2 protein-coding genes are annotated in these 3,836 nt (G+C 73.0%); both read left to right on the top strand.

The window, feature by feature from the left end; translation table 11 throughout:
* Window positions 1-2: 2 nt before the first annotated feature.
* The gene (locus GWI24_RS41800; protein WP_247617623.1) at window positions 3-908 is read left to right on the top strand and encodes a TauD/TfdA family dioxygenase; all 906 of its coding nucleotides are present in this window, start codon (window positions 3-5) and stop codon (window positions 906-908) included.
* A 168-nt stretch (window positions 909-1,076) separates the two neighbouring features.
* Window positions 1,077-3,836: AfsR/SARP family transcriptional regulator (locus GWI24_RS41795; RefSeq protein WP_210951240.1), on the top strand; the 2,760-nt coding region annotated here is incomplete at its 3' end.

Below are 3,836 nucleotides of genomic sequence, written 5' to 3'. Positions count from 1 at the left end.
CTCTGCGCGAGGCCACCATCCCGCCGGACGGCATGTACGAGGGCGCGCGCATTCTGCGGCGGCTGCCCGAGGGGTGGGAGGAGCGTCCGTACGAGCGGTTCGAGATCGTGCCCCTCGGTCGCGTCATCGGCGCCGAGATCCGCGGCCTGGACCTCTCCCGGCCGCTGGAGCCCGCGCTGCGCGAGGAGCTGAACCGCGCCCTGCTGGAGTGGAAGGTGCTCTTCTTCCGGGCCCAGCACCTCACCCCGGAGCAGCAGCGCGGATTCGCCCGCAACTGGGGCGAGTTGGAGACCAATCCGCTTCTCGCGGCCGGGTCCAGCGAGGATGTGGTCCGCTTCGACAAGGCGTCCGGCGCCACACCGACCTTCGAGAACGTCTGGCACACCGACGTCACCTTCCGCACCCGGCCCGCGCTCGGCGCCGTGCTCCAGCTGCGTGAGGTGCCACCGGTGGGCGGGGACACCATGTGGGCCGACATGGCGGCGGCGTACGACAACCTCCCGGCGGAGGTGAAGGAGCGCGTCGACGGCGCCACCGCCGTCCACGACGTCATCCCCGGCTTCGTCCGCTTCTACGGACCGGAGCGGCTGGCCCCGTTCCAGGAGATGTTCCCGCCGGTGGAGCACCCGGTGGTGCGCACCCATCCGGAGACCGGCCGGCGGATGCTGTTCGTCAACACCTCCTTCACCACCCGGATCACCGGGATGGAGCGGGAGGAGAGCGACCGGCTGCTGAGCTTCCTGTGCCGGCAGGCGCATGTCCCGGAGTACCAGGTGCGCTTCCACTGGCAGCCGGGCGACATCGCGTTCTGGGACAACCGCGCCACACAGCACTACGCGGTCAACGACTACGCCCCGCATCGCAGGGTCGCCGAGCGCGTCGCCATCGAGGGCGACCGGCCGTTCTGACCTCGGCCGCTCCACCACGGCCCCCGATGAGACGATTTTCGGCGATCCGCGCGAGCCCGTACCCGGCGCGGGCTTGTTCCCGGCGGATGGAACGATGCACGGCAGCGGCCACATCGGAGGTATAACCATTGCGGAGTGGTCAGTTGACGAGCCGATGGAAGGGGACGGGTGCGATACCGGGTCCTGGGGGCGCTTGAGCTGCGCACCGGCGAGGGGTGGGCCTCCCTGGGGCCGGCCAAGTGGCGGACGCTGCTCGCGGTGCTGCTGTGCCACGCCAACCAGACCGTCTCCACCGAACGGCTCCTGGACGAGCTCTGGGGCGAGGACCGGGCGCCCCAGAGCGCCACCAAACTGCTGCAGACTTATGTCTCCCGGCTCCGCCAGACCATGGGCGACGAGACCGGGCAGACCCTGATCACCGAGAAGCAGGGCTACAAGGCACAGGGCTACCGACTGGCGGTGGAGGCCGCCGAGTTCGACGCCCACCGCTTCGAGCAGCTGGTCGAGGAGGGGCGGCGGGCCCTCGACCGGGAGGTGCCCGAGACCGCGGCGGAGCGGCTGCGTGAGGCGCTGGCGATGTGGCGCGGCACCCCGTTCGCCGATGTGCCCCCGACCCCGGTGGTGACGGCGGAGTCCACCCGGCTCGAGGAGTGCCGGCTGCAGGCCGTGGACGCCCGGATCGACGCGGACCTGCGGTGCGGGCGCCATACGGCCGTCCTGGGCGAGCTGGAGGCGCTGACCGCCGAGCATCCGTTCCGCGAGGAGCTGCGCGGCCGCTTGATGCTGGCGCTGTACCGGTCCGGGCGGCAGGCCGACGCCCTGGCCGCCTACCGCGATCTGCACCGGCTGCTGAGCGAGGAGCTGGGGGTCGAGCCGACCCCGCCGCTGCGCGACCTCCACGAGCGGATCCTGAACGCCGACGCCTCCCTGATGGCCGCGCCCGCCCCGGAGGCGGACCGGCCCGGCCCCGCCGCCGCTGCCCGCAAGGCCCACCGGGGCCCGCGCCAACTGCCGCCCGCCAGCCCCGCGTTCACCGGCCGCCATGGCGAGGTCGCGGTGATCCAGGCGCTGATGGACGCGGCCGGGGACCCGGAGGCGGGCGAGGGCGGACGGTCGGTGGTGCTCGCGGCCATCGACGGCACCGGCGGGGTCGGCAAGTCGACCCTGGCCATCCACGCCGCGCACCAGCTCGCCGACCGCTTCCCCGACGGCCAGCTCTATGTGGATCTGTACGGGGCGACCGCCGGGCAGTCGGCCCTTGACCCCGGTGAGGTGCTCGGCCGGTTTCTGCGCGCCCTCGGCGTGGACGGCTCCAATGTACCGAGCGACACCGACGAGGCGTCCGCGCAGTTCCGTTCGCTGGCGGCGGGCCGGAGGCTGCTGGTGATCCTCGACAACGCCGCCAGTGTGGACCAGGTGCGGCCGCTGATCCCCGCCGGGCCGGGCTGCGCCGCCCTGGTCACCAGCCGCGAGATGCTGACCACCCTGGAGGGCGCCACCCATCTGCATCTGGATGTGCTCCCCCAGGACCAGGCGGTGGCCCTGCTGGAGCGGGTCGTGGGCGCGGAGCGGGTGCGGGCCGAGCCCGCCGAGGCGGAGGAGATCACCCGGCTGTGCGGCTGGCTGCCGCTGGCGCTGCGGATCGCCGGTGCCCGGCTGGCCGCCCGCCCCGCGTGGCCGCTGCGCACCCTCGTGACCAAGCTGACCGACGCCCGCGGCCGGCTGGACGAGCTGCGCTTCGGCGATCTGGCCGTCCGCGTCAGCTTCCAGGTGAGCTACGAGGGCTTCCGGCTCGGCCGGCGCTCCGACGACCTGGACGCGGTCCGCGCCTTCCGGCTGCTCAGCGTGGTGCACGGGCACGATGTGAGCCTGCCGGTGGCCGCCGCGCTGCTGGACCTGCCCGCCGACCGCACCGAGAACGCGCTGGAGCGGCTGGTCGACGCCCAGCTCCTGGAGAGCCGGGACTCCGTCCGCTACCACATGCACGATCTGCTGCGGCTGTTCGCGTCGGAGCAGGCGGAGCAGGAGGAGCCCGAGGCGGAGCGCTCGGCGGCGCTGGAGCGGGCGCTGTCCTGCTACGCGGCCACCGCCCAGCAGGCGGTCACCCTGCTCGACCCGCTCCGCCCCTGGCCCCGGCACCCGGTCGAGGGTCCGGCGGTGCCGCTGAACGGCCAGGACGAGGCGGAGAGCTGGCTGAAGGACGAGTTGCCCAATCTGCTGGCCGCCGTCGCCCAGGCGGCCGGGCCCGCCCAGCCCGAGTCGATCGCACGCCTGGGCCTGCGGCTGGCGCGGGCGCTCCAGTGGTTCCTCTTCCCCCGGGCCCACGCCCAGGATCTCCAGACGGTCAACGAGCTGGCCGTCGAGACCGCCCGCCGCCTGGGCGACCCGGAGAGCGAGGCGTGGGGGCTGGACGGCCTCTCCGCCGCGTACTGGCTGCAGCACAGCTATGACGAGGTACGCACCACCCTGGAGTCGGCGCTGGAGATCTGGCGCGAACTGGGCCATCGGGAGGGCGAGTTGCGCACCGCGTGCAATCTCGCGGACGCGCTGTGCGAACTCGGCCTGTACGAGGAGGCCATCACGGTGCAGGAGCGGCAGCTCGCCCTCGCCCGGGAGGCCGGGGATCTGCCGGCCGAGGTGATCGGCCTGGGCAACCTCGGCCGGGCCCACCGGGGCCTGGGCCGCCCCGAGGACGCCCTGACCTGTTTCAAGGAGAGCCTGGAGTACGCCCGCCGCACGGGCAACATCCACCATGAGGGCTTCGCCCTCTACGAGATCGGGATCACCTATATGGAGCAGGGCAGGTTCTCCGAGGGCCGGGCCCATATGGACCAGGCCCTGCCCGTGTGGAAGCGCCCCGGTACGTACGAGAGTTGGCGCGGGCACACCTGGAGCGGGCTCTTCCCCGCCTGTATGACCCTGCAGATC

The organism is Streptomyces sp. MK37H, from assembly GCF_018035285.1.
Classification (GTDB): Bacteria; Actinomycetota; Actinomycetes; order Streptomycetales; family Streptomycetaceae; genus Streptomyces; species Streptomyces endocoffeicus.
The sequence above is the reverse complement of the archived record's forward strand: the minus strand, read 5'-3'. Positions and strand labels throughout refer to the sequence as shown.